The 26,894-nt window shown below is 71.3% G+C and carries 27 protein-coding genes and 1 tRNA gene; 15 read left to right on the top strand and 13 right to left on the bottom strand.

All coding sequences use genetic code 11. The annotated features are described in order from the left end of the window. Window positions 1-16: 16 nt before the first annotated feature. The 4 genes from DFJ69_RS13860 to DFJ69_RS13845 are packed head-to-tail and all read right to left on the bottom strand — an operon-like array spanning window position 17 to window position 4,486. Entirely contained in the window at window positions 17-1,579 is a 1,563-nt protein-coding gene (locus tag DFJ69_RS13860) for an FtsW/RodA/SpoVE family cell cycle protein (protein WP_116022863.1), read from the bottom strand. After that, window positions 1,579-3,213, bottom strand: coding sequence for a Stp1/IreP family PP2C-type Ser/Thr phosphatase (locus tag DFJ69_RS13855; protein ID WP_116022862.1), 1,635 nt, complete (start codon window positions 3,211-3,213; stop codon window positions 1,579-1,581). Before DFJ69_RS13855 ends, DFJ69_RS13860 begins: the two co-directional genes overlap by 1 nt. After that, window positions 3,210-3,722 carry an FHA domain-containing protein FhaB/FipA gene (locus DFJ69_RS13850; protein WP_116022861.1) on the bottom strand — a complete coding sequence of 171 codons (513 nt, stop codon included), beginning with the start codon at window positions 3,720-3,722 and terminating at the stop codon, window positions 3,210-3,212. Before DFJ69_RS13850 ends, DFJ69_RS13855 begins: the two co-directional genes overlap by 4 nt. Window positions 3,723-3,733: 11 nt before the next feature. Continuing rightward, window positions 3,734-4,486, bottom strand: coding sequence for an FHA domain-containing protein (locus DFJ69_RS13845; RefSeq protein ID WP_116026620.1), 753 nt, complete (start codon window positions 4,484-4,486; stop codon window positions 3,734-3,736). Window positions 4,487-4,595: 109 nt separating this feature from the next. Here DFJ69_RS13845 and DFJ69_RS13840 point away from each other — a divergent pair. Then, a tRNA-Leu gene (locus DFJ69_RS13840) sits at window positions 4,596-4,678 on the top strand. A 213-nt stretch (window positions 4,679-4,891) separates the two neighbouring features. On the opposite strand, the gene DFJ69_RS13835 is transcribed toward DFJ69_RS13840, so the two are convergent. From DFJ69_RS13835 to DFJ69_RS13825, 3 genes are all read right to left on the bottom strand, one after another. Further along, complete coding sequence (locus tag DFJ69_RS13835) at window positions 4,892-6,061, bottom strand: sensor histidine kinase (RefSeq protein WP_116022860.1); 1,170 nt, start codon at window positions 6,059-6,061, stop codon at window positions 4,892-4,894. After that, the gene (locus DFJ69_RS13830) at window positions 6,048-6,722 is read right to left on the bottom strand and encodes a response regulator transcription factor (RefSeq protein ID WP_116022859.1); all 675 of its coding nucleotides are present in this window, start codon (window positions 6,720-6,722) and stop codon (window positions 6,048-6,050) included. The genes DFJ69_RS13835 and DFJ69_RS13830 overlap by 14 nt, the downstream gene beginning before the upstream one ends. A 175-nt stretch (window positions 6,723-6,897) precedes the next feature. Then, complete coding sequence (locus tag DFJ69_RS13825) at window positions 6,898-8,109, bottom strand: agmatinase family protein (RefSeq protein ID WP_116022858.1); 1,212 nt, start codon at window positions 8,107-8,109, stop codon at window positions 6,898-6,900. 170 nt (window positions 8,110-8,279) lie between these two features. On the opposite strand from DFJ69_RS13825, the gene DFJ69_RS13820 reads away from it, so the two are divergent. Then, window positions 8,280-9,254, top strand: coding sequence for a helix-turn-helix domain-containing protein (locus tag DFJ69_RS13820; RefSeq protein WP_245974742.1), 975 nt, complete (start codon window positions 8,280-8,282; stop codon window positions 9,252-9,254). Window positions 9,255-9,307: 53 nt separating this feature from the next. Here DFJ69_RS13820 and DFJ69_RS13815 read toward each other — a convergent pair whose 3' ends face one another. The 4 genes from DFJ69_RS13815 to DFJ69_RS13800 all read right to left on the bottom strand — a co-directional run bounded on the left by DFJ69_RS13815 (window position 9,308) and on the right by DFJ69_RS13800 (window position 12,223). Next, the gene (locus tag DFJ69_RS13815) at window positions 9,308-10,057 is read right to left on the bottom strand and encodes a VOC family protein (protein ID WP_116022856.1); all 750 of its coding nucleotides are present in this window, start codon (window positions 10,055-10,057) and stop codon (window positions 9,308-9,310) included. 85 nt (window positions 10,058-10,142) lie between these two features. Next, on the bottom strand, window positions 10,143-10,586 hold the full coding sequence (locus DFJ69_RS13810; RefSeq protein WP_116022855.1) for an SCP2 sterol-binding domain-containing protein: 444 nt from the start codon (window positions 10,584-10,586) through the stop codon (window positions 10,143-10,145). 81 nt (window positions 10,587-10,667) lie between these two features. Further along, window positions 10,668-11,282 carry an SCP2 sterol-binding domain-containing protein gene (locus tag DFJ69_RS13805; protein WP_245974354.1) on the bottom strand — a complete coding sequence of 205 codons (615 nt, stop codon included), beginning with the start codon at window positions 11,280-11,282 and terminating at the stop codon, window positions 10,668-10,670. A 104-nt stretch (window positions 11,283-11,386) separates the two neighbouring features. After that, entirely contained in the window at window positions 11,387-12,223 is an 837-nt protein-coding gene (locus tag DFJ69_RS13800) for a MerR family transcriptional regulator (protein WP_245974352.1), read from the bottom strand. A 262-nt stretch (window positions 12,224-12,485) separates the two neighbouring features. Between DFJ69_RS13800 and DFJ69_RS13795 the strand changes: the two genes are divergently transcribed. From DFJ69_RS13795 to DFJ69_RS13780, 4 genes are all read left to right on the top strand, one after another. Next, window positions 12,486-14,081: a carboxylesterase/lipase family protein gene (locus DFJ69_RS13795; RefSeq protein ID WP_170177647.1), complete on the top strand. Its 1,596-nt coding sequence runs from the start codon at window positions 12,486-12,488 to the stop codon at window positions 14,079-14,081. Between the two features lie 67 nt (window positions 14,082-14,148). Further along, complete coding sequence (locus DFJ69_RS13790; protein ID WP_116022852.1) at window positions 14,149-15,039, top strand: poly(ethylene terephthalate) hydrolase family protein; 891 nt, start codon at window positions 14,149-14,151, stop codon at window positions 15,037-15,039. A gap of 524 nt (window positions 15,040-15,563) precedes the next feature. Beyond that, on the top strand, window positions 15,564-16,406 hold the full coding sequence (locus DFJ69_RS13785; protein ID WP_116022851.1) for an SDR family oxidoreductase: 843 nt from the start codon (window positions 15,564-15,566) through the stop codon (window positions 16,404-16,406). 144 nt (window positions 16,407-16,550) lie between these two features. Next, entirely contained in the window at window positions 16,551-17,111 is a 561-nt protein-coding gene (locus tag DFJ69_RS13780; protein ID WP_116022850.1) for a dihydrofolate reductase family protein, read from the top strand. Between the two features lie 149 nt (window positions 17,112-17,260). Here the strand turns inward: DFJ69_RS13780 and DFJ69_RS13775 are convergent, their stop codons facing one another. Then, complete coding sequence (locus DFJ69_RS13775; RefSeq protein ID WP_116022849.1) at window positions 17,261-18,154, bottom strand: TIGR03620 family F420-dependent LLM class oxidoreductase; 894 nt, start codon at window positions 18,152-18,154, stop codon at window positions 17,261-17,263. Between the two features lie 165 nt (window positions 18,155-18,319). Here DFJ69_RS13775 and DFJ69_RS13770 point away from each other — a divergent pair, with 165 nt between their 5' ends. Further along, window positions 18,320-19,717 carry a flavin monoamine oxidase family protein gene (locus tag DFJ69_RS13770; protein ID WP_116022848.1) on the top strand — a complete coding sequence of 466 codons (1,398 nt, stop codon included), beginning with the start codon at window positions 18,320-18,322 and terminating at the stop codon, window positions 19,715-19,717. On the opposite strand, the gene DFJ69_RS13765 is transcribed toward DFJ69_RS13770, so the two are convergent. Further along, on the bottom strand, window positions 19,671-20,267 hold the full coding sequence (locus tag DFJ69_RS13765) for a TetR/AcrR family transcriptional regulator (protein WP_211328617.1): 597 nt from the start codon (window positions 20,265-20,267) through the stop codon (window positions 19,671-19,673). The two genes, DFJ69_RS13770 and DFJ69_RS13765, sit on opposite strands and share 47 nt — an antisense overlap. A gap of 132 nt (window positions 20,268-20,399) precedes the next feature. On the opposite strand from DFJ69_RS13765, the gene DFJ69_RS13760 reads away from it, so the two are divergent. The 8 genes from DFJ69_RS13760 to DFJ69_RS13725 all read left to right on the top strand — a co-directional run bounded on the left by DFJ69_RS13760 (window position 20,400) and on the right by DFJ69_RS13725 (window position 26,874). Further along, the gene (locus tag DFJ69_RS13760) at window positions 20,400-22,136 is read left to right on the top strand and encodes a hypothetical protein (RefSeq protein WP_147312300.1); all 1,737 of its coding nucleotides are present in this window, start codon (window positions 20,400-20,402) and stop codon (window positions 22,134-22,136) included. Window positions 22,137-22,328: 192 nt separating this feature from the next. After that, on the top strand, window positions 22,329-22,613 hold the full coding sequence (locus DFJ69_RS13755) for a hypothetical protein (RefSeq protein WP_116022845.1): 285 nt from the start codon (window positions 22,329-22,331) through the stop codon (window positions 22,611-22,613). 83 nt (window positions 22,614-22,696) lie between these two features. Continuing rightward, the gene (locus DFJ69_RS13750; RefSeq protein ID WP_147312299.1) at window positions 22,697-23,272 is read left to right on the top strand and encodes a DUF5994 family protein; all 576 of its coding nucleotides are present in this window, start codon (window positions 22,697-22,699) and stop codon (window positions 23,270-23,272) included. A gap of 34 nt (window positions 23,273-23,306) precedes the next feature. Beyond that, window positions 23,307-23,735, top strand: a complete 429-nt coding sequence (locus tag DFJ69_RS13745) for an STAS domain-containing protein (protein WP_245974350.1) — start codon at window positions 23,307-23,309, stop codon at window positions 23,733-23,735. Between the two features lie 109 nt (window positions 23,736-23,844). After that, the gene (locus tag DFJ69_RS13740; RefSeq protein ID WP_116022843.1) at window positions 23,845-24,300 is read left to right on the top strand and encodes a hypothetical protein; all 456 of its coding nucleotides are present in this window, start codon (window positions 23,845-23,847) and stop codon (window positions 24,298-24,300) included. 158 nt (window positions 24,301-24,458) lie between these two features. Continuing rightward, entirely contained in the window at window positions 24,459-25,118 is a 660-nt protein-coding gene (locus tag DFJ69_RS13735) for a DUF998 domain-containing protein (RefSeq protein ID WP_116022842.1), read from the top strand. A 49-nt stretch (window positions 25,119-25,167) separates the two neighbouring features. Continuing rightward, complete coding sequence (locus tag DFJ69_RS36155) at window positions 25,168-25,542, top strand: YciI family protein (RefSeq protein WP_116022841.1); 375 nt, start codon at window positions 25,168-25,170, stop codon at window positions 25,540-25,542. Between the two features lie 69 nt (window positions 25,543-25,611). Continuing rightward, window positions 25,612-26,874 (top strand): RNA polymerase sigma factor, encoded by a 1,263-nt coding sequence (locus DFJ69_RS13725; protein ID WP_211328616.1) that lies wholly within the window; start codon window positions 25,612-25,614, stop codon window positions 26,872-26,874. Window positions 26,875-26,894 lie beyond the last annotated feature (20 nt).

Raw genomic sequence — 26,894 nt, 5'->3', positions numbered from 1 at the left:
TCCGTGATCTCCCGGGTCATCTCAGGCTCACCACCTGGGTCATGCCTTCGTCCTGGATCGCCTGGGGAGCCGGCTGCCGGGCCTGGTGGCTCATCCGCACCAGCACGCCGATCAGGATCCAGTTGGCCATCAGTGAGGAGCCGCCCTGCGCGAGGAACGGGGTCGTCAGGCCGGTCAGCGGGATCAGGCGGGTGACCCCTCCGACGATGACGAACACCTGGAGCGCCAGGACGAACGAGACGCCTCCGGCGAACAGCTTGAGGAACGGGTCCCGGGCGGCCACGGCGGTCTTCATGCCGCGCTGCACGATCAGCGCGTACAGCAGCAGGATGACCATCAGCCCGGTCAGCCCGAGCTCCTCGCCCATCGAGTCGAAGATGAAGTCGCTGAACGCCAGCGGGGTCCGCCAGGGCTCGCCCTGGCCCAGGCCCTTGCCCAGCACCCCGCCCTCGCCCAGCGCGTACAGGCCCTTCAGCAACTGCGAGCTGTCGGCCCACTCCCCGCCCATCTTGAGGCAGGCGGTCAGCCCGGCGCCCGGCCCGCCGCCGGCGTCGATGAACGGCTGGGTGCCCGGCGCCACCGAGACGACCTTGCCGCTGTCGAGGAGACAGCCGCCGTCGAAGTAGGGGTCCGGGTTCATCCAGATGCTCAGCCGCTGGTTCACGTGGCTCAGGAAGGGGATCTGGGTCGCCACCAGGAGGCCCAGCACCAGCATTCCCACGCCGATCAGCACCCAGGAGACCCGCTGCGTGGCGATGTAGATCATCGACACGAACAGGCCGAAGTACAGCAGCGCGGTGCCCAGGTCCTTCTGGACGAACAGGATGCCCAGCCCGAAGACCCAGATCACCATGATCGGCCCCAGGTCCCGGCCGCGCGGCAGCGACAGCGGGCCGATCTTCTTGCCGACCAGCGACATGGCCTGCCGCTTGTTGACCAGATAGCCGGCGAAGAACACCACCAGCAGCAGCTTGGCGAACTCGCCGGGCTGCACCGAGAACGGCCCGATGAAGATCCACACCCGGGCGCCGTTGATCTCCGCGCCCAGCCCCGGGACGATCGGCAGCAGCAGCAGGATGATCGCCAGCCCGCCGAGCGTGTAGATGTACCGCTGCAGGATCTTGGAGTCCTTGAGCAGGAACACCGTCAGGGCGAACAGCAGGATGCCGACGAAGGTCCACTGGAGCTGGGTGCCCGCGGACGCCAGCCCGGAGGTCACGACCTTCTTGCCGTCCCGGATGGCGTCCTTGACGTCCCGGCTGGTCGACAGGTCCAGGCGGTAGATCATCGCCAGGCCCAGCCCGTTCAACGCCACCGCCAGCGGCAGCAGCAGCGGGTCGGCGTACGGCGCGAACCTGACCTGGACGTAGTACGCGGCGCCGGCCAGCACCGCCAGACCGCCGCCGTACCCGAACAGCCCCGTGGGGATCTGCCCGTCACGCGCCAGCCCGACCTCGGCGAACGCCGCCAGGGTCATCACCATCGCGAACACCAGCAACGCCAGGCAGGCCGCCTTGCGTGGCTGGGTGGGCAGCGGCACCGGCGCCGGCTCCGGGGCGCGCTCGGGGGATGCGGTCATCAGGGTCGCTTCCCCCCGTCGTTGCCGCGGGCGGGGCAGTCCTTGATGTCGCCGGGGTTGCCGCTCTTGCAGGCGTCCCGGCGCCTCTCCAGCTCACGCAGCTTGGCCTGGGCGGCGGCGCGGTCGGGGAAGGTGAACTTCTGGTCCGCCAGGGACTCGCGGTCGGAGGCGGGCAGCTCGGACGGCTTGAGGGTGGAGGCGGCGACCGGGGTGGGCTCACAGCCGTCCTGGGTCTGGTCGACGCCCTGGACGATGGCGACCTTGTCGCCGTCGGGCAGCAACGAGTACTTGCAGATCCGCTTGGCGAGGTTCCGCCAGCCGTCCGCGCCGTTCAGGACCACGAACGGCTTCTTGCGAAGCTGGGCCTGGACGGACTTGGGCAGGTCGCGGACCTGGATGGGCGGCCGGGGCTGCTCGTCGGCCCGCTGGTTCATCCGCAGCCCGAGCATGCTGTCGGGCGACCCCGTGTAGACGACCACGACGCCGTTCTCGGCGACCGCGTAGAAGCCGTCGCCGCGCATCGACCGGATCGCGAAGACCGCGACCACCATCAGCGCCACCAGGAACACCGCGACCGCCACGATCAGGAACGTCCAACGACGCGGCGCCCGGGGCGGGGCCTGCAGCGGCGGCTCCGGGGGAGGGCCGGCGGGGGCGGGCTGGTGCTCCAGGAGGGGCTCGTGCCTCGGCGCGGCGGCCTGGGGCGGTGGCGGCGGCAGCTCGTCCACGATCACGGGCTGCTGCGGCAGGGTGTCGCGCAACTGCGCCGCCCGGCCGGCCGGGGTGTCGGCGGACCGTTCGGCGGCCGGCTGCGGACCGCCGCCCGGGCCCTCGGACCCGTCGGGGCGCACGTTGGCCGCGGCGCCCACCGCCAACGGGGCCGCGCCCGGCGGCACCCGTCCGGCGCCCGGCGCCAGCTCGATCACGTCGGCCACCACACAGGTGATGTTGTCCGGCCCGCCGCCCCGGTTGGCCAGGTCGATGAGCTGGCGCACCGCCTGCTCGGGATCGTGGTACTCCGACAGCACCTGGAAGATCGTCTCTGCGGTGACCACCCCGGACAGGCCGTCCGAGCACAGCAGATAGCGGTCGCCGACCTTGGCCTCGCGCAGCGACAGGTCGGGATCGACCTCGCCGCGACCGTCCAGCGCCCGCAGCAGCAGGGAGCGCTGAGGGTGCGAGGCGGCCTCGTCGGGGCTGATCCGGCCCTCGTCCACCAACGACTGCACCAGGGTGTGGTCGTGGGTGATCTGGAAGAGGCTGCCGTCGCGGAGCAGATAGGCGCGCGAGTCGCCGATGTGGACCAGGGCCACCTGGCTGCCCGACCACAGCATGGCGGTCAGGGTCGTCCCCATGCCCTGCAGCGCCGGGTCCGACTCGACGATGCGGTGCAGCTTCTCGTTGGCCGCCTTGACCGTGTGCTCCAGGGCGGCCAGCAGGTCGTTCGCGGGCAGGTCCGTGTCGAGTTTGCGCAGCTCGCCGATGGCGGCGGCGCTGGCGATCTCACCGCCGACATGGCCCCCCATGCCGTCCGCGACGGCGAGCAGGTGCGCCCCCGCGTACGCCGAGTCCTCGTTGCCCTCGCGCAGCATGCCGACGTCGGAGCGCGCGGCGTAGCGGATTCCGATGCTCATGGGCGCAGCTCGATGACGGTCTTGCCGATCCGGATCGGTACCCCGGGGGGGATCGGCGTGGGCTGGTTCACCTTGTTACGTCCGAGATAGGTCCCGTTGGTCGAGCCGAGGTCTTCCACGATCCATTGACCGTCCTGCGCGAAAAGTCGGGCATGCCGGCTCGAAGCGTAGTCGTCCGTGACCACGATCGTGGCGTCATTCGCGCGACCGATGAGTATGGGGGCCCCGGCCGAGAGGTCGAGGGTCATGCCCGCCCGATCGCCCTGAGTGACGACCAACTGGCGGGGGCCCTGCGGCTGCGGCGGCCGTTGCGGCTGCGCCGGTTGCTGCGGGGACCCCTGCGGCCGGGGGCGGCGGGCGGGTCTGGGCGCCCGGGCGCGGGCCGCGGCGCGCGCGGCGGCCTTGGAGCCGAACAGGTCGGCCCGGATCACGCCGACGGCCGCGATGACGAAGAGCCACAGCACCGCGAGGAACGCCAGCTTGATCAGCGTGAGGGTGAATTCGGACATCGGAGTGGGGGCTACTCCCTATCGCGGCGGAACACGAGAGTGGTCCGGCCCATCGTGACCCGGGCCCCGTCGACGAGGGTGACCCGCCGAATGGGATTACCGTTCACGAAAGAGCCGTTGGTCGACCCTAGATCCACGAGGACGATTTCGGGACCCTCCACACGGATCTCGGCGTGGTGGCGGGAGACCCCCGGGTCGACCAGGCGCAGGTCGCAGTCGGTGCCGCGGCCGAGGAGCGTCACCGGCGTGGCGATGTCGTAGGTCTGCTGATGGCTCGGCCCGGAGTCCTGCGCGGTGGTGACCAGCAGCCTCGGCCGCCCGGCGAACGCCCCCGTACGCCCCTGCGGCACGTCGCTGGCGGGCCGGCGGATCTCGCCCCCCTCGACGGTCGACCCCCGGATCACCCCCGAACGGATCCGGAACATCCCCGTCGCGAGGTCGCCCGCGTTCTCGAACCGCACCCGCACGGGCCCCACGAAGGAGTACCCCTGCTCCTTCGCGTACTCCCGCGCCAGGTTGGCCAGCTCTTGGCTCAGGCTGTCGGCGTAGACCGCCAGCCGCTGGCCGTCCTGCTGCGAGATCTCCACGACGAAGTCGTTCGGCACCAGTGTGCGCCCGGCGGCGACGATCGCGGCGCGCTCGTCCATCTCGCGCTGCACGGCGCTCGCCACCTCGACCGGCTGCAACTCCGACTTGAACGCACGGGCGAAGGCACCCTCCACCATGCCCTCGAGACGTCGCTCGAAGCGCTGTAGGACACCCACGGGCACCTCCTTTCTCCACTGGTAGACGATCGTATCCGTGCCGAGGTTCGCGCGAAGTATCCGTGTACCGAACCAGTCTTCGGTGCGTGCTAATCTTTTCGAGCACCCGGGGCGGGTGGCGGAACGGCAGACGCGCACGGTTCAGGTCCGTGTGTCCGCAAGGACGTGAGGGTTCAAATCCCTCCTCGCCCACAGCGGGGGCAGCGACGGAAGTCCTCCCTCCCACAGTGACGCAACGAGCCCGGCGGCGACAACCCGCCGGGCTCTTGCGTTGGGGCCAGACTTCCCTGTGCGACTGAAGCGGTCAAGCCGCACCGATGTGACGACCCCCGGGCGCGGCGAACCCGGTCCGGACATCGGCCCGCTCAGGGACGGGTCGTACGTCGGTCGCGCGGCGGCGGGTTGTCAGGCATGTGCGCGTGCCGGCACCTGGGCGCGGCTGTGCGCGGGGAAGCCGATCTCCACGGAGAGGCCGCCGCCCGGGCGGGCGTGGGCGGTGACGTCGGCGCCGTGCGCCGTCGCGATGGCATGGACGATCGATAGGCCGAGGCCGTGGCGGCCATCGTTGCGCGCCGTCCGTCCGCCGAGCCGCTGGAAGGGCTCGAAGAGCCGGCCGACCTGCTGCGGGGGGATGACCGGTCCGCTGTTGACCACCGAGACGAACGCTCGCCCGGCCCTGGTCTCGGTCGCGACCTCCACGTGGCCGCCGGTCGTGTTGTGGTGCACGGCGTTGTCGACGAGATTGGCGACCAGGCGTGCGGCCAGCGCGGGGTCGCCCGCGGACGGGGCGGACGCGATCTGGGTGATCACGCGTAGGTCCCGTGCGTCCGCCTCGAGGCGTGTCGATGCGAGGGCCTGATGGGCGAGATCGGACAGGTCGAAGGGCTCCAGGCGGTCGAGACCACGCTCGCTGCCGGCGAGCGTGAGCAGGGCCTCCAGCAGTCGCCCCTGATCCTTGCTGAGTGCGAGCAGGCGCTGCGAGGTCGCCCGGTAGGACTCCAGCGTGGCCTCACGATCGGTGAGCGTCTCCTCGAGGAGCGCGCGCTCCAGGGTGAGCGGCGTGCGGAGTTCGTGTGCGGCGTTGGCGACGAAGCGCTTGTGCGCGTCGAGGGCGGTCTCCAGACGGCCGAGCAGGCCGTCGACCGTGTCGGCGAGGTCCTTCATCTCGTCGCGGGGCCCGGTGACGGCGAGTCGTTCGTGCACGTTGCGGGCGGAGATCTGCCGGATCGTGTCCGTCATCGTGCGCAGCGGCCGCAGGACGCGTCCGGCGACCAGCCAGCCCAGCACGATCGAGATCACCACCATGATCGCGAGAGCGATGCCCCACTGCATCAGCAGCTCGCGCATCTGGGCCTCCCGGAGCCGGTTCAGATGGTCGCGGATCTCCGGCCCGCTGTCGTCGTACACGATGATCACACCCGGCCTGGTGCGGCGCACGAGCCAGTAGGTGATCGTGAGAAGGACCGCACCGGAGATGGTGAAAAGGGCGCCGTACAAGGCCGTGAGACGCATGCGCACGGTCCGGAAGGAGAGCGCGGCGGACACGTCCGGGCGGAGCAGGTCATGAAGGCGCATGGGTCTCACCTATCCGGTAACCGCCCTGCTGGACGGTCTCGATCAACGGTGGCGGGCCGAGCTTGGACCGCAGCCGGTTCATCGTGGCCTTGACGGTGGTCGTGAACGGGTCGGCCGCCTCGTCCCACACCCGTTCCAAGAGCTCCTCGGCGGACACGACACGGCCGTCGGCGCCGAGCAGGCACTCCAGGACCGCGAACTCCTTCGGGCTCAGCGCCAGGCGCATCCCCGCCCGGGTCGCGACCCGCTGCGCCGGATCCAGCCGCAGGTCACCGTGGACGAGGACCGGCGGCAGCGCCGGCTGCGCCCGGCGGCCGAGCGCGCGGATCCGGGCCACGAGCTCGGCGTACGCGAACGGCTTCGGCAGATAGTCGTCGGCGCCCAGACTCAGGCCCGCCACGCGGTCGGCGATCGTGCCGGACGCGGTCAGCATCAGGACGCGGGTACGGCGCGTCCGGCTCATCAGCGAGCGGCACACGTCGTCGCCGTGGACGGCGGGCAGGTCGCGGTCGAGGACGACGACGTCGTAGTCCAGCAGCGAGGTCCGCTCGATGGCGGCCTCGCCGTCGTGGACCACGTCGACGGCCATTCCCTCACGGCGCAGGACCCTCGCCACGGACGCCGCGAGCTCGACGTGATCCTCGGCCACCAGCACTCTCATCGTGTGATCAGGATGCCCCCGCCCTGGTCACAGCCGGGTCACAGGAGCTCTGACCGTGAGGGGACCGGCCGTCGCCTCCGGTGCCCGTCCACCGACGCGAAGGAGACCACGACATGTCCAAGGCGAAGCCGAAACGGCCGCCGGTGGCGCTCACGATCAGGATGATTCCGAACGTCTAGGCGGAGGAGCCGGTGCCCGGGCGTTCGTCGATCTGGCGAGCGCGCTCGGTCTGCGGCGCGCCGGACCGGTCGCGTCCGAGTCTGCCCTCCCGGACGGAGGTGGCCAGCACCTCGCAGATGAGGCGGACGCCGAGCAGGCTGGTGACGTCGGAGCTGTCGTAGGGCGGGGAGACCTCGACCACCTCCATGCCCAGGAGCCCTTCGGCGGCGAACGCGCGCACCAGCTTGAGCGCCTCGCGCGGGTACAGGCCGCCGGGCTCCGGCCAGCCGGTGCCGGGGGCGAAGCCGGGATCGACGGCGTCGATGTCGAACGACAGGAAGACGCCCTCCACGCCGTTGCTCCAGGCCACCTCCAGGGCGAGTTCGGCGGCCTTGTCGACCCCCATCCGCTCGACGTCCTCGGTGGTCATGACCAGGGAGCCGCCCTTGAGCGCCTCGTCGACCCCCGGCCGGGGCACCTGCCAGCCGCCGATGCCGATCTGCACGAGGTTGCCCATGTCGAAGTGGTACTCGTGCGCGGCCCAGTACCAGGGGGTGGTGTGCATCCTCTCGTCGAGGTCGAGTCTCTGGGTGTCCAGGTGCCGGTCGAAATGGATGACGCCCATCTTCCGGCCGAAGGCGTTCATCACCCCGCGCGAGGTCGGGAAGCCGATGGAGTGGTCGCCGCCGAGGATCACCGGGAAGACGCCGGCCTCGACCAGGTGCTGCACCGCCTTGGTGATCTGGTCGAAGGACTTCTCCAGATTGCCGGGGGTGATGAAGATGTCGCCGACGTCCACCATGTCGAGCTGCTCGCGCAGGTCGATGCCCATCTCGTAGTAGTACGGCGAGTACAGCGAGGAGATCCGGCGCATCGCCTCGGGCCCGAACCGCGGCCCCGGCCGGTAGGTGGTGCCGGTGTCCAGCGGCGCGCCCACGATCGCGACCTCGTGCTCGCCGACCTGGTGGACGTCCTCCAGGAACGGCGCCTTGAGAAAGGTGTTGATCCCGGAGAAGTGCGGGAGCTCGCCGCGCTGGAAGGTGGACGCCGACTCCTTCTCCTGAAGGGAGTCGGCGGGCGGCAGCCCGTGGGCATGGGTGCGGCGCAGCTCCTCCCGATGCCTGCGATCGGTCAGCTCACCCTCGTACCTCTTGGCCCTCTCACCCTGGAGGTCGGCGGTGCGCCGCTCCCGGCCCTTGCGCGACGCGGACTCGTCCGGCTTCGCCATCACAGCCCCGTTCGTAGGCGGTCGACTACCCTTCGTCACCTCTGCCCGCCTTGCGTCGTGGCATAGCCGAGAAAGGACAAAGGGCAGGTCAGGCCCCCAATCGGGTCGAGTGGCCGGTCATACTGGAGGAAGGGCATTGCCGCAGCGAGCACGGCGAGGGGGCGCGCGTGATGTTGCCATCGCTGCCCGGCACGGGTGAGTTCGCGGGCGCGGACGGTTTCGAGGAGTTCCGGGAACGGATGTGGGACAAGCCGGTCGGCACCCTGATCAACGTCCCGCGACCCGGCGACTTCTCCGTACGCTGGCGTTTCACGCAGTGGGGAGTGATCGAGGTCGCGCACCTGGTGGACACGGGTGGCGCGAACCCGATCGAGTGCGCGCGGACGCCTTCTGCGATCAGGCGCGAGGACCCGGACCTGTACGGCCTCATGGTGCAGCTCGAGGGCACCTCGTCCATCGAGCGGGCCGGCCGGGAGGAGATCCTGCACCCGGGTGAGATCGCCGTGATGGAACCCTCCCACCCGTTCAACGAGACCGTGCACGGTGGTCACGACAGGCTGATGCTGTCCCTGCCCCGCCACGCCCTGGGCCTGAGCCACGATCAGGTGGTCTCCGCACTGGCGGGTCGCGCGCTGCCGACCACGAACGGCCTCGGGCCGCTGCTGATGTCGCTGTTGATCGGTATGAGCGATCACGACGGGCGACGTTCCGCCGCCACCGCCGAGTACGCGGCCGCCAACGCGCTCGATCTGCTGTCGGTGTTCCTGTCCGACCTCCTGCACACCTCGGCGGGCCGGGACGACGCGGCCCGGCGGTCCGTGGTCCTGACCGCCAAGGCCCACATCCGCCGCCATCTCTCCGACCCCGACCTGTCCCCGCCGGCGGTGGCGACGGCCTGCCACGTGTCGGTGCGCCTCCTGCAGAAGCTCTTCGCCGATCAGGGCATGACGGTGTCGGGTTTCATCCGCCGCGAACGGCTGGAGCGCTGCCGCCGGCAACTGGAGGACACCACCCGAACGGGGGCCTCGATCACCGAGATCGCCTTCCACGCCGGCTTCCGCGACTCCGCCCACTTCAGCCACACCTTCAAAACCGCCTACGGCCTCAGCCCCCGCGACCACCGCGCCCATCACCGCAGTCGATGAGGATGCGGGGCCGTCCTCCGGTGGCGTGCCGCATGAACGCGTCGGGCGGCCCTTTAAGCCTCCGCGGCGGGCCGGCCGAGGACGCAGAACTCGTTGCCCTCCGGGTCGGCGAGGACGATCCACGGCACGTCGCCCTGGCCGAGGTCGACGTCGGTGGCGCCGAGGGCCCGCAGCCGGGCCGCCTCCGCCGCTTGATCGTCCCCGGCGTACGGCAGCAGGTCGAGATGGACGCGGTTCCCCACGATCTCCGCCTCCGGCGTGCGGCGGAACTCCAGGTACGGACCGACGCCCTCGGCGGAGCGCAGCACCGCGTGATCGTCGGTCACCTCGTGGACGGTCCAGTCGATCGCCTCGCCCCAGAACCGGACCATGGCCCGCGGATCGGCGCAGTCGACCACCACCGCGGCGATCGGCCCGGTGTCCCGGTAGATCTCCCGAGGCTCCAGCACGCAGAACACGTTGCCCTCCGGGTCGGCCATGACCGTCCACGGCACGTCGCCCTGGCCCACATCGGCGAGCGTCGCACCGAGCCCCTTCAGGCGCGCGACCGACTCCGCGTGATGGGCCGCAGAGGTGGTGGCGAGTTCGATGTGCGCGCGGTACCTCACCGTCTCGGGGTCCGGGACGGTGACGACGTCGACGCAGACGGCGACGGGGTCCGGCCAGACGAAACCCACGGGTTCGACGTTGGTGACACCGGGTCCCTCGCTGGAAACGCCCCAGCCGAGCGCCTCCGCCCAGAACCGGCCGAGCGCCGCGTCATCCCGAGCCTTGAAGTTCACCTGAACGAGTCGCAGTGCCATGCCGGCGATCCTATGCACATCGCTCTACGACACCTCCGCAGGTGAGACCGCTCATGCGACGCGGCGCACCGGTCGCCCGTTCGGGTCAGTAGTCGAACCATCGGCCCATGCGGACGCCGAACAGGAGGTTGCCGCGGATCCTGAGAATGCGGGCGCGGTAGGCGGCGACCGGGTTCAGGCGGCCGGAGCACAGGTGGAGGAGGGTGTGGGCGCTCATGGTGAGCGTGACGTCGGGTCTGCCGACCGATCCCGAGTGGGCGTGCGCGTCGATGGGGGTGAGGACGAGTTGGTGGCGGTGGCGGCCGGTGGAGGTGGTGATGTCCCACTGGACGATGCCGCAGCGGCGGCGGCCTCGGGGTTTGAAGCGGGTGGCCATCAGGTCGAACACCTGGCCCAGCATGACGTCGGGGCCGACGGCGACGACGAACTGGTCGACGATCGTCTCGTCCATCCCGGGGATCTCCAGCAGTCTGCGCAGGTCCCTCGGGGTGCTGACCTGGCCGAGCAGGTCCTTGAGGTGGTCGCTCATGTCTCCTCGCTCGGGATGCGGCGGGCTTCCCCGGGGCCCCGCCGCACCCTGGGCGGGGCCGGGCTCTTCGGACGCGGGCGCTCAGCCGCTGACGTCGAAGGCGCCGGGCAGCTTGGCCCCGAAGATCATGTCCCCGGCCAGTTTGATCTTGCCGTTCATGAACGCCGGCAGGCCGTTGAGCGTGCCCGCGCACAGCCGCAGCAGGTCCGGGGCCGACATGGTCAGCGTGGTGCGGGCCCGGCCCGGGGCGGGGCCGGAGTGTCCCTCGGCCCGGCCGTCGGCGATGTCCACGTGGTAGACCTTGATCTCCCCGGGGGTCTTGATGTGCCACTCGACGACGCCGTTCTCGCCGCCGACCCGGTCGGGCAGGAAGCGCGTGCCCATCAGCGCGAACACGCGGTCCAGCAGGACGTCCACCCCCGCCTTGGCGATGAACTGGTGGATCAGGGGATCGCTGTCGCCGGCCATGTCCAGGAACTGCTTCAGCTCACCGGGCGTGCCGACCCCTTCGACCAGCGTCCGCAGCACCGCGGGGTCGACCTTCTCCAGGAGGGCGGGGAAGTCGGCGGGATCCAGGCCGGCCAGCACCTCGCGGATCTCGGCGGCGGTCAACTGCGCCATCAGCTCCTGAAGTGCGGCGGCGTCACTGGCGGCGATCAACGCCTTGACGTCGCCGAGCGCGCTGAGGTCGGACATGGGGTCCCTCCAGGGGGTCGGAACGGATCCGGTGGCACCCCGAACCATGCCATGAATTCATGGCACATGTCTATATGGTCCATCCTCTGCTGGCACATGACGGGTCACCGGGCGGCCGGTTCCGCGCCGTGCGGAGCCGGGCGGGCGGGGTCCGCGCCGCCGGCGTGGCGGGCGATGCCCTCGACCTGGTCGCTGAACTTCTCCTGGATCTGGACCTGCATGGCACGGGCCAGCAGCGCGTGGACGGCGGCCTGCGCCAACGGGCGCAGCCGCCCGATGAACGTGGTGAGCTGGGGCAGGTCGTCGCGCGCGGCGTTGCGGGCCGCGTCGCCCAGACCCGCGTGATCGACGGTGAACAGCACGAACCGGCGGGCGATCGTGTCGCAGTCGTCACTGAGCCGATCGGCCATCGTGAAGACGTCCGCCAAGGGGACCCCCGCCGCCGCCAACTCGGCGCCCACGTTCAACAACTGCGGGCTCGGCACTCGGAACCGATCACCCGACCGCTCGATGAAGCCCAGCGCCTGCGCCCGCGCCAACAGCCCCTCGACCTCCTCGGCGGGCATCGCCGCCCATTCGTCGCGACCGCGGCCCGGAAAGAACAACTCCGCCAGCTCCGCCAGGCTCAGCTCCTGGGGCGTCTCCTGCGACCACGGATCGGTCAGCACCTTCTCCAGGCCGAGCAGATCCTCCAGATCGCGCCCGTTCTGCCAGGCCTCCACCAGATCCGCGATCGCCGCGATGCTGTAGCCGCGCTCCTGCAACTGCAGGACCACCCGGATCCGCGCCAGATGCGAGTCGTCATAGAAGCCGGTCCGCCCCTCCAGCCGCGGCGGCGGAAGCAGGCCCCGCTCCTGAAAGGCACGGATGTTGCGCGCACTGACCCCGGCCCGCCGGGCCAGCTCCTCGATGCGGTAGGCCGTCATACCGTCCTCATCCATCGGTGAACGTCCTGAGATGGACCCCGACGTTACTCCAGAATATGTGCCATATTCCCATGGCATATAGCCCCGCCCGACGACCCGCCGGACCCCTGCGCCGTGGCCGGGTTGTGCGACGGCACGACGGGTTCAGGGCGATTTAGGGCGGCGGCCCATCGCTCCGGCGTCGGTGTGACCTCCATCATCGTCACTGTCGGCGGGGATGACCATGGTCGACCCCTCGGCCGACACGATCATGACTTTTCGAGATCGGATGACGGACATGCGCAAAGGACCCTTCGCGGTCGCCCTTTCGCTCACGACCGCGGTGGCCTCCTTCGCCGTCATGGGCCCCGCCGGCGCCGATCCGGACCCGGTCGCCGGGCCCACGCTCGTACGGACGGACCAGGGGGTCGTCCAGGGTGAGGCCCGCCCGGGGCACCGGCTCTTTCAGGGCATCCCGTTCGCCGCGGCGCCCGTCGGCGACCTGAGGTGGAGGCCGCCGCAGCCGGCCCGATCCTGGTCGGGGGTCCGTGACGCGACGTTCCCGCGCAGCGCATGCGCGCAGTTGCCGGGTGTGGGCAGCCCGCTGACGTCGTTCGAAGAGGACTGCCTCTACCTGAACGTCGCGACACCCGACCGACCGGGGCGCCGGAAGCTTCCCGTCATGGTGTGGGTGCACGGCGGCAGCAACACGGCGGGCAGCGGCAGCACCTACAACACGTCCAAGCTCGCGGTGAACGGCGACGTGGTGGTCGTCAGCATCAACTACCGGCTCGGGGCGCTCGGCTGGCTCGGGCATCCGGGGTTGGAGACCCGTGGGCTTCAGGCGGGCAACTATGGGCTGCTCGACCAGCAGGCGGCGCTGCGGTGGGTGCGGCACAACATCGGGGCCTTCGGCGGGGACGCGCGCAACGTGACCCTGTTCGGCGAGTCCGCCGGCGCGAACGGCATCTGCGCCAACATCGCCTCGCCGACGGCCGCCGGGCTGTTCCACAAGGCGATCGCGCAGAGCTACGGTTGCGCCGCCCCGACCAACACCCCCGCCACGGCTGAAGCGGCGGCGCGTGCGTTCACCGAGGCCGTGGGCTGCGACGACGAGAACACCGTCGCCGAGTGCCTGCGAGCCGTGCCGGTCAAGACACTGCTGGACGTGGCCAAGACGAAGGGCCTGCGGGCCGGCCCCGTCGCGGGCGGCGACGGCGTGCTGCCGCTGCAGCCCGCCGAGGCGATCGAGCGCGGCCGGTTCAACCGGGTGCCGGTGGTCCACGGCAGCACGCTGGACGAGATGCGGCTGTACGTCTCGCTGATCCACCAGCGGCCGATCACCACGGCGCGGTACGAGGGGCTCGTCCGTTCCACGTACGGCGACAAGGCCGACAGGGTGCTGGCGCGCTATCCGGTGAGCAGGTACCCGGAGCCGAGGATCGCGCTGTCCACGCTCGCCACCGACCACGGCAACGTGATCTCCACCTGTGAGCATGTGAAGGCGTTCGGGCTGTTCAGGCGGGCGGGCGTGCCCGTGTACGCCTACCAGTTCGCGGACCGGACCGCGCCGCCGCTGGTCGACGTCCCCGGTTTCGAGGAGGGCGCCGAGCACGCGACGGAGCTGTCGTACCTGTTCCCGGGCCTGCTCGGGACGCTGAACGCCGAGCAGCAGCGGCTCTCCGACACCATGGTCGGCTACTGGACCTCGTTCGCCCACCGGGGCAGGCCCTCGGCCCGGAACGCGCCCCGCTGGCCGGCTCACCGATCGACCGGCGACGTGCTGTCCCTCGGGATCGGCGAAGACGGCGTCCACACCACGGACACGTCCGAGCAGAGCAACTGCGCCTTCTGGGACGAGATCGGCCCCGTGCCGCCGGTGGCGCTCTTCTAGCCGCACCCCGCGCAGCGGGCCCTTGTGGTCTCCCCATGCACGTCCACCCCGATAAGGGAGAATCCCCATGCCATCCCGACGACTCACCCTGCTCCTCGCCGGTGCCACCACGGCGGTGGCGGGCCTGGCCCTCACCGGTACGGTCGCGTCCACATCCGTGACCGCCGGCCTCACCACCGCGTCCACCTCGGCCACCGGCATCCCCTCGGTCGGCACCGCCTGGAGTGCTCCCGGGCCGTACACCGTGCAGGTCGACACCGCGCCGGAGCACACCCTCTACCGCCCGGCGGCCCTCGGCGCGAACGGGGAGAAGCACCCCGTGGTCATCTGGGGGAACGGCACCGGGGCCTCCCCCAGCGCCTACGACAAGCTGCTGCGGCACTGGGCGAGCCATGGCTTCATCGTCGCCGCCGCGAACACCGCGCAGGCCAACAACGGAACGAAGATGCGGGCGGGCATCGACCTGCTCACCCGGCGCAACACCGAGGCCGGCAGCCCCTACCAGGGCAGGGTCGACCTGGAGAACATCGCGTCGGCCGGGCACTCCCAGGGCGGTGCCGGGGCGCTCAACGCCGCCGCCGACGCGCGCGTGGACGCCGTCCTCCCCATCCAGCCCGGACCGCTCACCGACTCCGACCGGATGGACGAGCCGGCGCTCTTCCTGGCCGGGCAGAAGGACTGGATCGTGTCCCCGGCCATGGTCAAGCGTCTGTACAACGACGCCGCCCATGTCCCGGCGATCTACGCCGAGGTCCGGGGCGCGGGCCACTTCGGCCCGCCGGCAGGCGGCCCCTTCCTCGGCCCGACGACCGCGTGGCTGAGGCACTGGCTGCTGGCCGACCCGAAGGCCGGCGCCGCGTTCTTCGGGCCCTCCTGCGGTTACTGCTCCGACACCACCTTGTGGTCGGCCTGGCAGCGCAACGCCAAGGCCACCGCGCTCCAGGCCCCCTCTCCCTGACCGACCGAGCGTTCCGCAGATCCGGGCCGGGCCCGGCGGGTCACCCCGCCGGTCCCGGCCCGCCGCCGTTCATGCGCCCCGCAACGCCCGATCACCCGCACGCCGGTGGAACGATCGACCCGAACGGCGTGGACGATGACCCGCGCCGATGATTTTTCGGCCGCCGGAGGGTCAGAACTCTCGTGGTGGCTGCCATGCACGGGAGGGAGCGGCGTCGTGAGGGTGATCGTGGCCGGAAGGGTGTGCGGCGAGCCTGTGGCGACGGGGTCGACAGAGTTTTGTGACTTGTGTCATGAGATGAGTTGATGGTCTGGTCCGCGATCGTTCGATGTTTTCGCAGGAGAATTCGGCATAACGGAGTCGATCGGAAGTCGAGCCACTGCCGAGTGACGAACAGGGCATTTTTAGAGCTTTCGGTCGAGTGGCATCGGTGACGTTTCGGGCCTATCGTGGCCGTAACAGCGCATTCACACGGAGCGCCGGCGGGCGCGAGCCTGTGAACACCATGCCAAAAAGGAGAAATCATGATTCTCGTCACCGGTGCGACGGGCACGGTGGGCGGGCAGGTCATGTCCCTGCTCCTGCAGAACGGCGCCGAGGTCAGGGCGCTGAGCCGCGACCCCGACTCCGCGCGGCTCCCGGCGAACGTCGAGGTCGTGCGGGGTGACCTCGGCGATCCGGAGTCGATCACCACCGCCGTGAAGGGTGTCGAGGCCGTTTTCCTGGTCTGGCCCTTCCCGACGTCGCAGCCCGCGCCCGCCGTCATGGAGGAGGTCGGAAAGCACGCCCGACGCATCGTCCTGCTGTCCGCCGGGGCGATCCGCGACGAGCTGGAACGTCAGGTCGAGCCCATCGGCAGGCTGCACGCCGAGGTGGAACAGGCGATCCTGCGGTCCGGAATGGAATGGACGTTCCTGCGCGCCTACAGTTTCGCGGCCAACACCCTGCAATGGGTGCCGCAGATCCGCGCCGGCGACGTCGTTCGCGGGGCGTACGGGCGGGCGTCCATGACCCTGCTGCACGAGCGGGACATCGCGGCCGTCGGGGTGCGCGCCCTGACCGAGGACGGGCACGCCGGGCGGCGGCACGCCCTCACCGGGCCCGAGCTGCTGACCAGGGCCGACCAGGTGCGGATCATCGGCGAGGTCATCGGCCGTCCGCTGACCTGGGCGGAGATCCCCCCGGAGGTCGCCCGGGAGCAGATGCTGGCGCGGCTGCCCGCCCCGTTCGTCGAGGGCGTCCTGCACGAGCAGGCCCGTGCCGTGACCGAGCCGGGCCCGGTGACCGCCACCATCGAGGAGATCACCGGCGCGCCCGCCCGGACGTTCCGCGAGTGGGTGAGCGACCACGCGGCGGCTTTCCGCTGACCGCCCGCCCCCGGAGCCGTCGCATCGCTCGCGCCGGAGGGATGCCGTAAACATCTCGTCAACGTGTTCCGCCAAGCTGAGGGCATGAAGAACGGCGGGCCGGACGGTCCGCCACCCGCCCGAACGTTCGGAAGGACACCTCTCATGCGCAAGCTCAAGCTTCAGCTCCAGATCACCGCCGACGGTTACATGGCCGGCCCCGAGGGTGAGATGGACTGGCTGGCGATGCCGTGGACCGACGACCTGAACACCTATGTCGGGAAGCTGTGGGAGCCGGTCGACTGCATCGTGCTGGGCCGCAGGCTCGCCGAGGGGTTCATCCCCGCCTGGGAGTCCGGGCCCGAGGGCGAGGACCAGGAGTCGATCGACAAGATGAACGACACCCCCAAGGTCGTGATCTCCGACTCCCTCACCGAGTCCCCTTGGAAGAACGCCGTCGTCGCGGGCGGCGACCTGACCGAGACCATCACCGACCTCAAGTCCCGGCCGGGCGGCGACATCATGGTGGCGGGCGGCGGCACGCTGGTGCGCGACCTGATCACCAGGGGGCTGCTGGACGAGCTCCACCTGTTCCTCAACCCCACCGCGATCGGAGCCGGGATGCCCGTGTTCCCCACGGGTGAGTACCGGCGCCTGGAGCTCGTCACCGCCCGCCCGTTCGAGTGCGGCGTCACCGGCCTCCACTTCGAGCCCAAGCGCTCCTGACCCCGCCCACCGGAACGCCCCGCCCACACGGGCGGGGTGAGCGGCATCGGCACGGTCCCCTCAGGTAACGGACGCCGAGCCCAGTGGGCCGTCTCCCGCAGCGCGTCGCCCGACGTTCCACGTAAAACGTCGGCCCAGGCGCGTCACGTTCACAGGACGGCCTGCGCGAGGCGGGCCCAGTCGGCGCGGGGAACGGTGGTGAAGTCCTCGCCGAGCACCTGAAGGAGCACGGTCGACGCGCCGGCGTCGAGGTGCTCGCGGATCCGCCGGACCGTCGCGTCCAGGCCACGGGCGACCATGGCCTCCTTGAGCCTCTCGCTGCCGCCCCGCACGAAGTCGGACTCGTCGAACCCCTGCCGCAGCCAGGAGGACCGGTAGTTGGGCAGACCGGTGTAGATCTCCAGATGCCCGTGCGCGTACGTGCGCCACAGGTCCACGTCGTTCTCCGCGCGAGGGTCGACCACGACCGCCTGCTCGACCACGAGCAGCGGGCCCTCTCCCAGGATCTCGCGGGTCTTCGCCGTGTGCTCGGGGACGACGAGGTAGGGGTGTGCGCCCTGCGCGCGGTCGCGGCTGAGCTCGATCATGCGGGGCCCGAGCGCGGCCAGCACCCTCGGGGGCGACTCCGCCTCTCCCGGGACGATCGCCGCCGCCGCGTCGAGACCGTCGAGGTAGGCGCTCATCGCCGCGACGGGCCTGCCGTACTCGTGGCCGCGCATCCGCTCGACGAGCGGAACGTGCGAGACCCCCAGCCCGAGGACGAACCGTCCCGGATGGGCGGCGTGCAACGTACGGGCGGCGGCGGCCGTGGCGAAGGCGTCCCGGGCGTAGATGTTGGCGATGCCGGTACCGACGGCCATGCGCCGGCTCGCCGACAGGTAGGCGTAGGCGGCGGTCAGGGCCTCGCGTCCATAGGCCTCGCCGAACCACAGCGAGCCCCATCCCTGCTCGTCGAGCTCGGCCACGATCTCCTGCGCCCCGCTCAGCGGCAGCGAGTCGAGCACGTTCGTCCAGAGGCCGACACGTTCCACGATGGGCTTCATGCCCAGGCATGTTATGCAGGCGCGGGCCGCGAAGGACGGCGACGTCGTGCGCCGCGTCGCGCGGACCCTCCGGCTCGCGCTCGACTGACCCGTACGGCCTTGACGCAGCCCATACAGTGTGGATATGACATACAACATGTATGTGAGATGCGTTTTGTCGGCCTCATGACGACGACCACGGTGGACGTCGCGATCGTCGGCGCCGGTCTGGCCGGCCTCGTGGCGGCGAGAGAGCTCGTTCGGCTCGGCCACGAGGTGGTCGTCCTGGAGGCGCGCGACCGGGTCGGAGGCCGCCTGCTCAACGACGAACTGCCGGGCGGCTCGCCGATCGAGGTGGGCGGCCAGTGGGTGGGCCCCGGCCAGGACCGCGTGCTCGCGCTGATCGAGGAGTTGGGCCTGACGACCTTCCCGACCCACGTGGAGGGCCGGCACATCGCCGAGTTCGCCGGCGGCCGGAGCCTCTACACCGGCCGCATCCCCCGACTGAGCCCCGTCGCGCTGGCCGACCTGGGCCAAGGGCAATGGCGGCTGGACCGCGCCGCGTCCAAGATCCCGGCCGACCCGTGGCTGGCCGAACGGGCCGCGCGGCTCGACGGGCAGACGTTCGGGGCCTGGGTCGACCGGCGGTTCCGAACGCGGAGCGGGCGGGCCTTCATGCGGCTGGTCACGGAGGCGGTGTTCGCCGCCGAGCCCGAGGACCTCTCCGCGCTGTGGGCGCTGTTCTACATCGGCCGGGCCGGCGGGCTGGACGCGCTGATCGACACCGAGGGCGGCGCGCAGCAGGACCGGGTCGTCGGGGGCTCGCAACGGATCGCGCTCGCGCTCGCGGCCGACCTCGGCGACCGGGTGCGGCCGTCCGCCCCGGTCACGTCCGTGGAGTGGGGCGCGGACGGTGTCGTGCTCGCCGCCGGCGGCGTCCGGGTCCGCGCCCGGCGCGCGATCATCGCCGTGCCGCCTCCGCTCGCGGCACGCATCGGGTACGCCCCGGGCCTGCCCGGCGACCGCGACCAGCTCGTTCAGCGGATGCCGATGGGGCGGGTGATCAAGATCAACGTCGTGTACGACCGGCCGTTCTGGCGGGAACAGGGGTTCAGCGGACAGGCCAACAGCGACCGGCGCGCGGCGGGCACCGTCTTCGACAACACGCCCCCGGAAGGCGCGCCGGGGGTCCTCCTCGCCTTCCTGGAGGGCCGGCACGCCGACGTCGCGTCCCGGCTCGACCCGGCCGACCGCCGCCGGCAGGTGCTGGCGGACCTCACCGGCTACTTCGGCGAGGCGGCGGCGGCTCCCGTCGCGTTCATCGAACGCGACTGGGCGGCCGAGGAGTACACCCGTGGGTGCTACGGGGCGTTCACCGGCCCGCTGGCCCTGACCCGCTTCGGGCGCGCGCTCCGCGCACCGGTCGGACCGCTGCACTGGGCGGGCGCGGAGACCGCGACGCGCTGGCCCGGCTACATGGACGGCGCGGTCGAGTCGGGCCTGCGCGCCGCCCGCGAGGCCGCCTCGGCGGTGGGTGTCACGGACGTTCGTCGTCGGGATGCGGGTTCGGGGCCAGGCCGGTGAGCAGGTTGCGGGCCAACCGGCCGGCGTCTCGGCGGGCGGTCGCGGGGTCGTCGGCCTCCGCCATGATCAGCGAGAGCTCGGTGAGCCCGCCGTAGATCGCGGCGGCGATCATCTCGGCCGGGTGCTCCTGGATGAGCCCCGCGTCCACGAGCGCCTTCGTCCCGGCGGTGAGCAGCCCGCCGAGGTGGCGCTGGTCGAGTTCGCGCCAGCGCCGCCAGCCGAGCGCGATCGGGCCCTGGAGCAGGACGATCTCCCGGTAGTCCCGCTCCGCGCACACGTCGAGGAACGTCTCCATGCCCGTCAACGCCTGTCGCCACGGGTCGGTCCGGGCGGCCATGGCGTTCCGGATGCGAAGGACGGCCAGTTCCTCCTGCTCCTCGAACACGGCTTGGAACAGGCCCTGTTTGCCGCCGAAGTGGTGGTAGAGCGCGCCCCTGCTCAGCCCCGCGGCCCGCACCAGATCCTCGGCCGCCACCGCCAGGTACCCGCTGTCGACGAACATCCGGAGTGCCGTCTCCATCAACGCGCGCCGGGTGGTCGCGGCGTACATCTCCCTACGGGGTGTAACACTGTCCATCCGCAACGCATACCACATACACCATGCAGGCCATATTCATGGTGCATGTCTCGTGCGGCGACCAGTATGATCATCCTCCCTTCCCGGATGATCAAGAGGCCGTACATGCGTCGACTTCTCCTGAGCCTGCTGTGCGCGGTGGTGACGACCGGAGCGCTGGTCGCTCCCGCCCACGCGAACACCTCGACCTACGTGAAGAGCGCCACCAACGCCTTCGAGAAGCTGGACACCTTGACGATCACCTTCGAGGGTGACGTTCCCGTCAAGTCGGTGCGGGCGTCGTTGCGACCGACGCGCACCACCACCACGCCGCCGGTCGAGGTCACCGAGTTCACCCTGGGCGAGCACCAGGGCGGCCGGCAGACCGCCACGGCCACCGGGGTCCGGCCCTCGGCGCTGGACGACTACGTCGTCGACGTCGAGGCGTACGACACCGACGACCGCAAGATCGCGGTCGACACCTGGGGGTCGTACCGGTTCTTCTGGCTCATCCGGCCGAAGATCCAGATGAGGCTGGACCGGACGGCGGTGGACGTCGACCACCCCGTGATCGTCGCGGACGGCTCGGTCACCGGAACCTGGCCCACCGGAGAGGTCGCCCCACTGCCGGGGCGCACCTTCCACATCCTCACCGAGAGCGGTTTCTCCGGGTCCCCACGGATTCCGGTGACCACCGACACCGAGGGCCGCTTCACCGCCACGCTCACCCCCGGGCCGAGCATCGCGGCGGAGATGAACTGCGACCACACTCCGGCCATCGCGGACCTGGGCTGCACCTTCACGTCCGCCACCGCCATCAAGATCACCAAGGCGAGCTCCCGGCTGTCGCTCACCTCGACGCCCCACACCGTCGCCGCCGGCGGCACCGTCACCGTGGGAGGACGGCTGGAGGGCTTTCAAGGCGGCCAGTGGCGACCGCTCCCCGGACGGCCGATCAACCTCCGGATCCGTGACGATCACGGCCGTGGTCCGGCCGACCGACGCCTCACCACCGACGCGAACGGGCGCTTCACCACCCGGGTGACCGTGAAGGTGCATCACGGTTTCACCGCGACCTGGGCGGGCGAGGGCGTCTTCTACAACGAGATCTCCGCCACCGCCTCGGTGACCGTTCCCACGTGGGTGCACTTCAGGAACGTCACCGCGAAGCTGACCCCCTACGGCGACTTCAGCTTCAGCGGCACCGCCTGGGGCGGGGACCGCCCGCTGACGCGCAGGAACGTCACGCTCGAATACTCGCTCTACGGCAAGACCGGCTGGCGCGAGGTCCGCAAGCTGCCGCTCAACTACGCCGGCGAGTTCTCCACCCGCATGACGATCGGCCAGTCGGGCCACTGGCGCGTCCGTTACCTCGGTGACGCCTCGCACAAGCCGTCCACGAGCCCGGTCCGCAAGACCTGGCGCTGGGGCACCCGCATGCCCGCGATGAAGGTCTCTCCCACGCGCGTGCGCCGGTACGGCTTCGTCACCGCATCCGGCGTCCTCAACCGCTACTACAACACGAAGCAGCGCAAGCCGACTGCGTTCAAGGGTCAGCGGGTCAGGATCATCTTCCGCTTCAAGGGCAAGAAGACCTGGTACCACCTCGGCTGGGACACCACCGACAGCCGGGGCCGCTTCTCCGCGCGGGTCCGCGCCCACGGCGACGGCTACTACGCCGCCGTCTTCCACGGCACCAAGGACACCTGGGCCGTCGGCTCGCCGAACACCCCCTACGTCGACACCTACGGAAGCTCCGCGGGGCGCGCCCCGACCGACGTCGTCTCCCTGGACTTCCTCCTGGGCCGACAGGTGGTCACCGCCGGAGCCCCGGCCGCGGGCACCGCCGGCTTCGCTCGCTGAGGCTCCTCCGCATCCTCGATCGCGCACGGACGACGTCATCGGCGTCGTCCGTGCGCCTTTTCCGTACGACGCGGACCCGAAAACCCATTGCGATATATCGGAAGTTCCTGAGGTAGACTCAAGGCATCCGGCCACGACGACATCCCCGATCTGAGGATCCGCCACCCGGCTCACCCCGCAAAGGGGGATGTCATGCCGATCACGCACCGCGGCCACCGTCCCGCCCACTGGCCCACGCGAACCCCTCGGCCCACAGAGCCCTCCGGCCACGCCTCCCCGAGCGACCGGGTCTGGCCCCTCGCCATCGCGTTGACGACGGTGACCGTGTTCATCGTCTTCCTGACGCAGGCCACCCCGCTCCTGGCCCTGGTCATGGCGCTGTTCACCCTGGTGGCCGGGAGCGTCCTCGTGACCCTGGTCACGGGCACCGCCTGGATCACCGGGCTCCGCCGCCTCCTCGGCGACCTGCGGCACTGACGGGACTCCCTCCCGCCACTCTCACCGGGTCCCCACCCGGCTCCATCAGGCCGCCCACCGGCGGCCGGAGAGAAGCGATGCTCATGTGGAACACCGCGGAGCGCGCAACGACCATCAGCCTGTCACCGCCTTCGATCCCGCGGCTGCGCCTGCATCCGCCCCGCCCGTCCGGCCTGGGCCGAGCGCTCCTGGACGGCGGTTGGTGGCCCCGTTCCACCGACCCGGTCGGGGAGCTGCCCGGGCTGATCCTGGCCCTGCAGACGCACGCCTGCGCCGACGACCACGGCCCCATCGTCCACGTCCTGCTCCGGGTGGCCGACTGGGACGGCCGGCCGCGCCGACTGCGGGTGGACGGCCCCGCCGACGCCCGGGTGGTGCGCCTGAGCTGGTTCGACAGCCTGCCCGCCGGGCTCCTCACCGCGATCTGCGCCGACGGCCACCGCCTCGACCTGCTCACCGTTCCCGTCGACAGCGGGCCCGCCGAGGCGTGGGCGGCGATGGAACTCGCCGCCCACACCGCCAACCACCTGCACACGCCCCATCTGCTGGCGACACTCGGCACCGCGACCGGCCCGGCGGACCGGGCCGAGACCGAGGAGCGCCGCAGGACCTGGGAATCCGAGGGCGGGCAATGGCGAGAGTCCCCGGCAACACCCTGACCTTTCCACCGCACCTCCACGATCGGAGAACCACATGACCGTCGGCCTGGCCCTAGCGGCCGCCCCGTCCACCGTCACCACCGCCCTCAGCACGCCCGGTCGCGGGCCCGCCGAGGTGAGCATGCCCGCTCCCCGGCGGCCCGGCCGTACGGTCGTCGCCCTGCACGGCAACCTCGACATCGCCGCCGCGCCGGCGCTGCGCGAGCACCTGATCGGGACGCTGCGTCACAGCGCCCGGATCATGGTCGTCGACTTGAGCGAGGTGGCGTTCTGCGACACCGCCGGACTGGCGGTGCTGCTCGGCACCCAGCGCCGCGCCCAGCGCCTCGGCGTTACGCTGAGCCTGGCCGCGCCCCGCCCACAGGTCGCGAAGCTGCTCCGCGTCACCGGGTTGGAGCGCAACTTCACCGTCCACGCCGGTCTGTACCCCGTGGTGCAGGCCCGGACGGGGTTGGCCGCATGAGCACCTGAACGCTGGGCAGGAGTTCGTCACTGAGATGAACTGCGTCCGGTCCGGTGCCGCCGACCGAGCGGAGCATCCGGGCCGGGCCTGGTGGTGATCGGAGAGCGTTATGACGAGCGTGTTCACGCACGGCCGCGCGGACACCGCAGAGGGAACGGCCGTGCGCATCGGGCGCTGGGAGCTGCCGAGCGGGCGGGCCGCCGCAGCGCAGGCCCGTCGGACGGTCCGCAACACGCTGGACAGGTGGGGTCTGGGTCCGGCCGCCGGTGATCTCATCCAGCATCTGACGCCGTTGGTCCAGCAGCTCGCGACCCGGGCGGCGGCGCGCGGGGGCGTTCCCATCGGCCTCCGACTGGAGCTCCGGCCCTCCGACCGGCTGCTGCTCGGCGAGGTCCACACCGCCGGCGACCCCGCCGAGCCCGATGACCCGTCGCCCGCCGACAAGGTCGACCGCGGCCTCATCGCCCTCACCTACGGCCGTCGTCCCGCCCGCGACGGCACCGCCGTCTGGTACACCCACGCCTTCACCTGGTGGCAGCCGGGCGTGGTCATCGCCGACCGGTGAGCCCCCGACCTGGTGTTCGGCCAGGTCGGACGGGGTGCGCGCGAGTCCCGGAAAACTCTTGAAAGAAATCCGGGAGACGTGTCGAAACCGGCGGGGCCCGTTCGAAGCGTAGGTACGAGGCCGGGACAGCACCGGCCGCCGGCGCCGAGGAGCGAGCCATGACCGCCACCACGACCCTTTCCGCCTCCTGTGACCGGACGACCGCCGTCACCCGTTCGCTGCTGGGCTACGGCGTCCTCGCCGGCCCGCTGTACGTCGCGGTCACGCTGGCGCAGGGGCTGACCCGGGAGGGCTTCGACTTCACCCGGCACCAGTGGAGTCTGCTGGCCAACGGGGACCTTGGCTGGATCCACGTCGTGAACCTCCTCGTCGCCGGGCTGGCCACGCTGGCCGCCGCGGTCGGGATGCGGCGGGCGCTGTCGAGCGGCCCCGGCGCGACGTGGGGGCCGCGGCTGGTCGGGGTGTACGGGGCGAGCCTGCCGGCCGCCGCCGTCTTCCGCGCCGACCCGGCGCTCGGCTTCCCGGTGGGGACGCCGGACGGTCAGGGGGCGGTGAGCGCGGCCGGGATCCTCCACATGACGGCGGGTGCCGTCGGGTTCTCCTGCCTGATCGCCGCCTGCTTCGTGGTCGCCCGCCGGTACGCCGGGACCGGGACGGCCGTCTACTCGCGGGTCACCGGGGTCGTGTTCGCGGTGTCGTTCGCCGCCGTGATGGTCGGTGCCGGGGCGGTCTGGGCCAACCTCGCCTTCACCGCCGGAGTGCTGGCCGCCTGGGCCTGGCTGGCGGTGCTCTCCCTGCGCCTCTACCGGAACGCCTAAGATCATCCGCCCCGCCCCCGGAACGCATCACGTCAAAGGAGAAAGACCCATGCGCTACCTGATCACCCTCAAGGCCACCAAGCAGCCCGCCACCCCGCCGCCCGCCGACCTCATGGAGGCCATCGCCAAACTCGGAGAGGAGGCCGCCAAGGCCGGGGCGATGCTCGACAACGGCGGTCTGGCCCCCAGCTCCGAGGGAGCCCGCGTCGCGCTGGCCGAGGGGCGCATCGGCGTCACCGACGGCCCGTTCACGGAGGCGAAGGAGCTCGTCAGCTACGTCATCTACCAGGTGCGTTCCAAGGAGGAGGCGGTCGAGTGGGTGTCCCGCTTCCTGCGGCTGCACCGGGACCACTGGGCCGGCTGGGAGGGGGAGGCGGACGTGCTGCGCGTCTTCGGCCCCGAGGACTTCGGCCCTCCCGCCTGACCCGATCGCCTTCGAACCCCCCGGCCGGCAGGTTCCGGCCGGGGGTTCGGCGTGGTTGGATCAGGCCCCATGGCGGAGGGCGATCCGGGTCGGGTGGTCGAGGCGGTCTGGCGGATGGAGTCCGCCCGGATCGTCGGGGCGCTGGCGCGGATGGTCCACGACGTCGGCGTCGCCGAGGAGCTGGCCCAGGACGCCGTCCTGCTCGCCCTGGAGCAATGGCCCCGGACGGGCGTTCCCGACAATCCGGGCGGCTGGCTGATGCTCACCGCCAAGCACCGCGCCATCGACCTGGTGCGCCGCAACACCCGGTACGCCCAGAAGCTCGCGGAGGCGGGGCGGGACGCCGAGGATCGCGTGCGGTCCGCCGAGGACGAGGTGAACGAGGCGCTCGACGATCCCATCGGCGACGACGTGCTGCGGCTGCTGTTCGTGGCCTGCCATCCGGTGCTGCCCGCCGAGGGACGGCTGGCGTTGACGCTGCGGCTGCTCGGCGGCCTCACCACGCGGGAGATCGCCCGGGCCTTCCTGGTGCCCGAGCCGACGGTCGGTCAACGGATCTCCCGGGCCAAGCGCACCCTGACCGAGCACCGGGTGCCCATCGAGCTGCCGCCGCCGGCGGAGCTGCCCGCCCGGCTGGCCTCCGTGCTGGAGGTCGTCTACCTGATCTTCAACGAGGGCTACTCGGCCACCGGCGGCGACGACTGGATGCGCCCGTCCCTGTGCGAGGAGGCGCTGCGGCTGGGCCGCGTCCTGGCCGGTCTCATGCCGGACGAGCCCGAGGTGCAGGGTCTGGTGGCGCTGATGGAGATCCAGGCGTCGCGGATCGGCGCCCGGACCGGTCCCGGCGGCGAACCGGTGCTGCTCCTCGACCAGGACCGCTCCCTGTGGGATCGCCTGCTGATCCGGCGCGGTCTGGAGGCGCTGGCACGCGCCGAGGCCCTCGGGACCCTCGGCCCGTACGGGTTGCAGGCCGCCATCGCCGCCTGTCACGCCCGTGCCGTGGTGGCCGAGGACACCGACTGGGAACGGATCGCCGCCCTCTACCGGGTGCTCGCCCACGTCGCCCCGTCCCCCGTCGTGGAGCTGAACCGGGCGGTCGCGGTGGGTCTGGCGTACGGGCCGGCGCGAGGGCTGGAGATCGTCGACGCGCTGCTGGACGAACGGGCCCTGCGGGACTATCCCCAGTTTCCCGCCGTTCGGGGTGACCTGCTGGCCAGGCTGGGCCGTCACGACGAGGCCCGGGAGGAGTTCCGGAGGGCGGCGGCGCTGACCCGGAACGAACGGGAACAGGCGCTCTTCCTCGCCAGGGCCGCCGCCCAGGAGACGTGCTGACCGCCCCGCCCGCCGTCCCC

Source organism: Thermomonospora umbrina (assembly GCF_003386555.1).
Lineage (GTDB): Bacteria > Actinomycetota > Actinomycetes > Streptosporangiales > Streptosporangiaceae > Thermomonospora > Thermomonospora umbrina.
This window is presented reverse-complemented; position numbering and strand designations above follow the sequence as displayed.

Bases quoted from the DNA above. Each gene is read 5' to 3' on its own strand.
- DFJ69_RS13835 (WP_116022860.1), bottom strand. From the start codon at position 6,061: ATGCGCCTTCATGACCTGCTCCGCCCGGACGTGTCCGCCGCGCTCTCC.
- DFJ69_RS13735 (WP_116022842.1), top strand. From the start codon at position 24,459: ATGACCGCCACCACGACCCTTTCCGCCTCCTGTGACCGGACGACCGCC.
- DFJ69_RS13815 (WP_116022856.1), bottom strand. From the start codon at position 10,057: ATGGCACTGCGACTCGTTCAGGTGAACTTCAAGGCTCGGGATGACGCG.
- DFJ69_RS13760 (WP_147312300.1), top strand. From the start codon at position 20,400: ATGCGTCGACTTCTCCTGAGCCTGCTGTGCGCGGTGGTGACGACCGGA.
- DFJ69_RS13860 (WP_116022863.1), bottom strand. From the start codon at position 1,579: ATGACCGCATCCCCCGAGCGCGCCCCGGAGCCGGCGCCGGTGCCGCTG.
- DFJ69_RS13770 (WP_116022848.1), top strand. From the start codon at position 18,320: ATGACGACGACCACGGTGGACGTCGCGATCGTCGGCGCCGGTCTGGCC.
- DFJ69_RS13830 (WP_116022859.1), bottom strand. From the start codon at position 6,722: ATGAGAGTGCTGGTGGCCGAGGATCACGTCGAGCTCGCGGCGTCCGTG.
- DFJ69_RS13740 (WP_116022843.1), top strand. From the start codon at position 23,845: ATGACGAGCGTGTTCACGCACGGCCGCGCGGACACCGCAGAGGGAACG.
- DFJ69_RS13795 (WP_170177647.1), top strand. From the start codon at position 12,486: ATGCGCAAAGGACCCTTCGCGGTCGCCCTTTCGCTCACGACCGCGGTG.
- DFJ69_RS13805 (WP_245974354.1), bottom strand. From the start codon at position 11,282: ATGTCCGACCTCAGCGCGCTCGGCGACGTCAAGGCGTTGATCGCCGCC.
- DFJ69_RS13745 (WP_245974350.1), top strand. From the start codon at position 23,307: ATGACCGTCGGCCTGGCCCTAGCGGCCGCCCCGTCCACCGTCACCACC.
- DFJ69_RS13855 (WP_116022862.1), bottom strand. From the start codon at position 3,213: ATGAGCATCGGAATCCGCTACGCCGCGCGCTCCGACGTCGGCATGCTG.
- DFJ69_RS13850 (WP_116022861.1), bottom strand. From the start codon at position 3,722: ATGTCCGAATTCACCCTCACGCTGATCAAGCTGGCGTTCCTCGCGGTG.
- DFJ69_RS13725 (WP_211328616.1), top strand. From the start codon at position 25,612: ATGGCGGAGGGCGATCCGGGTCGGGTGGTCGAGGCGGTCTGGCGGATG.
- DFJ69_RS13820 (WP_245974742.1), top strand. From the start codon at position 8,280: ATGTTGCCATCGCTGCCCGGCACGGGTGAGTTCGCGGGCGCGGACGGT.
- DFJ69_RS13810 (WP_116022855.1), bottom strand. From the start codon at position 10,586: ATGAGCGACCACCTCAAGGACCTGCTCGGCCAGGTCAGCACCCCGAGG.
- DFJ69_RS13800 (WP_245974352.1), bottom strand. From the start codon at position 12,223: ATGGATGAGGACGGTATGACGGCCTACCGCATCGAGGAGCTGGCCCGG.
- DFJ69_RS36155 (WP_116022841.1), top strand. From the start codon at position 25,168: ATGCGCTACCTGATCACCCTCAAGGCCACCAAGCAGCCCGCCACCCCG.
- DFJ69_RS13750 (WP_147312299.1), top strand. From the start codon at position 22,697: ATGTGGAACACCGCGGAGCGCGCAACGACCATCAGCCTGTCACCGCCT.
- DFJ69_RS13825 (WP_116022858.1), bottom strand. From the start codon at position 8,109: ATGGCGAAGCCGGACGAGTCCGCGTCGCGCAAGGGCCGGGAGCGGCGC.
- DFJ69_RS13765 (WP_211328617.1), bottom strand. From the start codon at position 20,267: ATGTACGCCGCGACCACCCGGCGCGCGTTGATGGAGACGGCACTCCGG.
- DFJ69_RS13775 (WP_116022849.1), bottom strand. From the start codon at position 18,154: ATGAAGCCCATCGTGGAACGTGTCGGCCTCTGGACGAACGTGCTCGAC.
- DFJ69_RS13755 (WP_116022845.1), top strand. From the start codon at position 22,329: ATGCCGATCACGCACCGCGGCCACCGTCCCGCCCACTGGCCCACGCGA.
- DFJ69_RS13785 (WP_116022851.1), top strand. From the start codon at position 15,564: ATGATTCTCGTCACCGGTGCGACGGGCACGGTGGGCGGGCAGGTCATG.
- DFJ69_RS13790 (WP_116022852.1), top strand. From the start codon at position 14,149: ATGCCATCCCGACGACTCACCCTGCTCCTCGCCGGTGCCACCACGGCG.
- DFJ69_RS13780 (WP_116022850.1), top strand. From the start codon at position 16,551: ATGCGCAAGCTCAAGCTTCAGCTCCAGATCACCGCCGACGGTTACATG.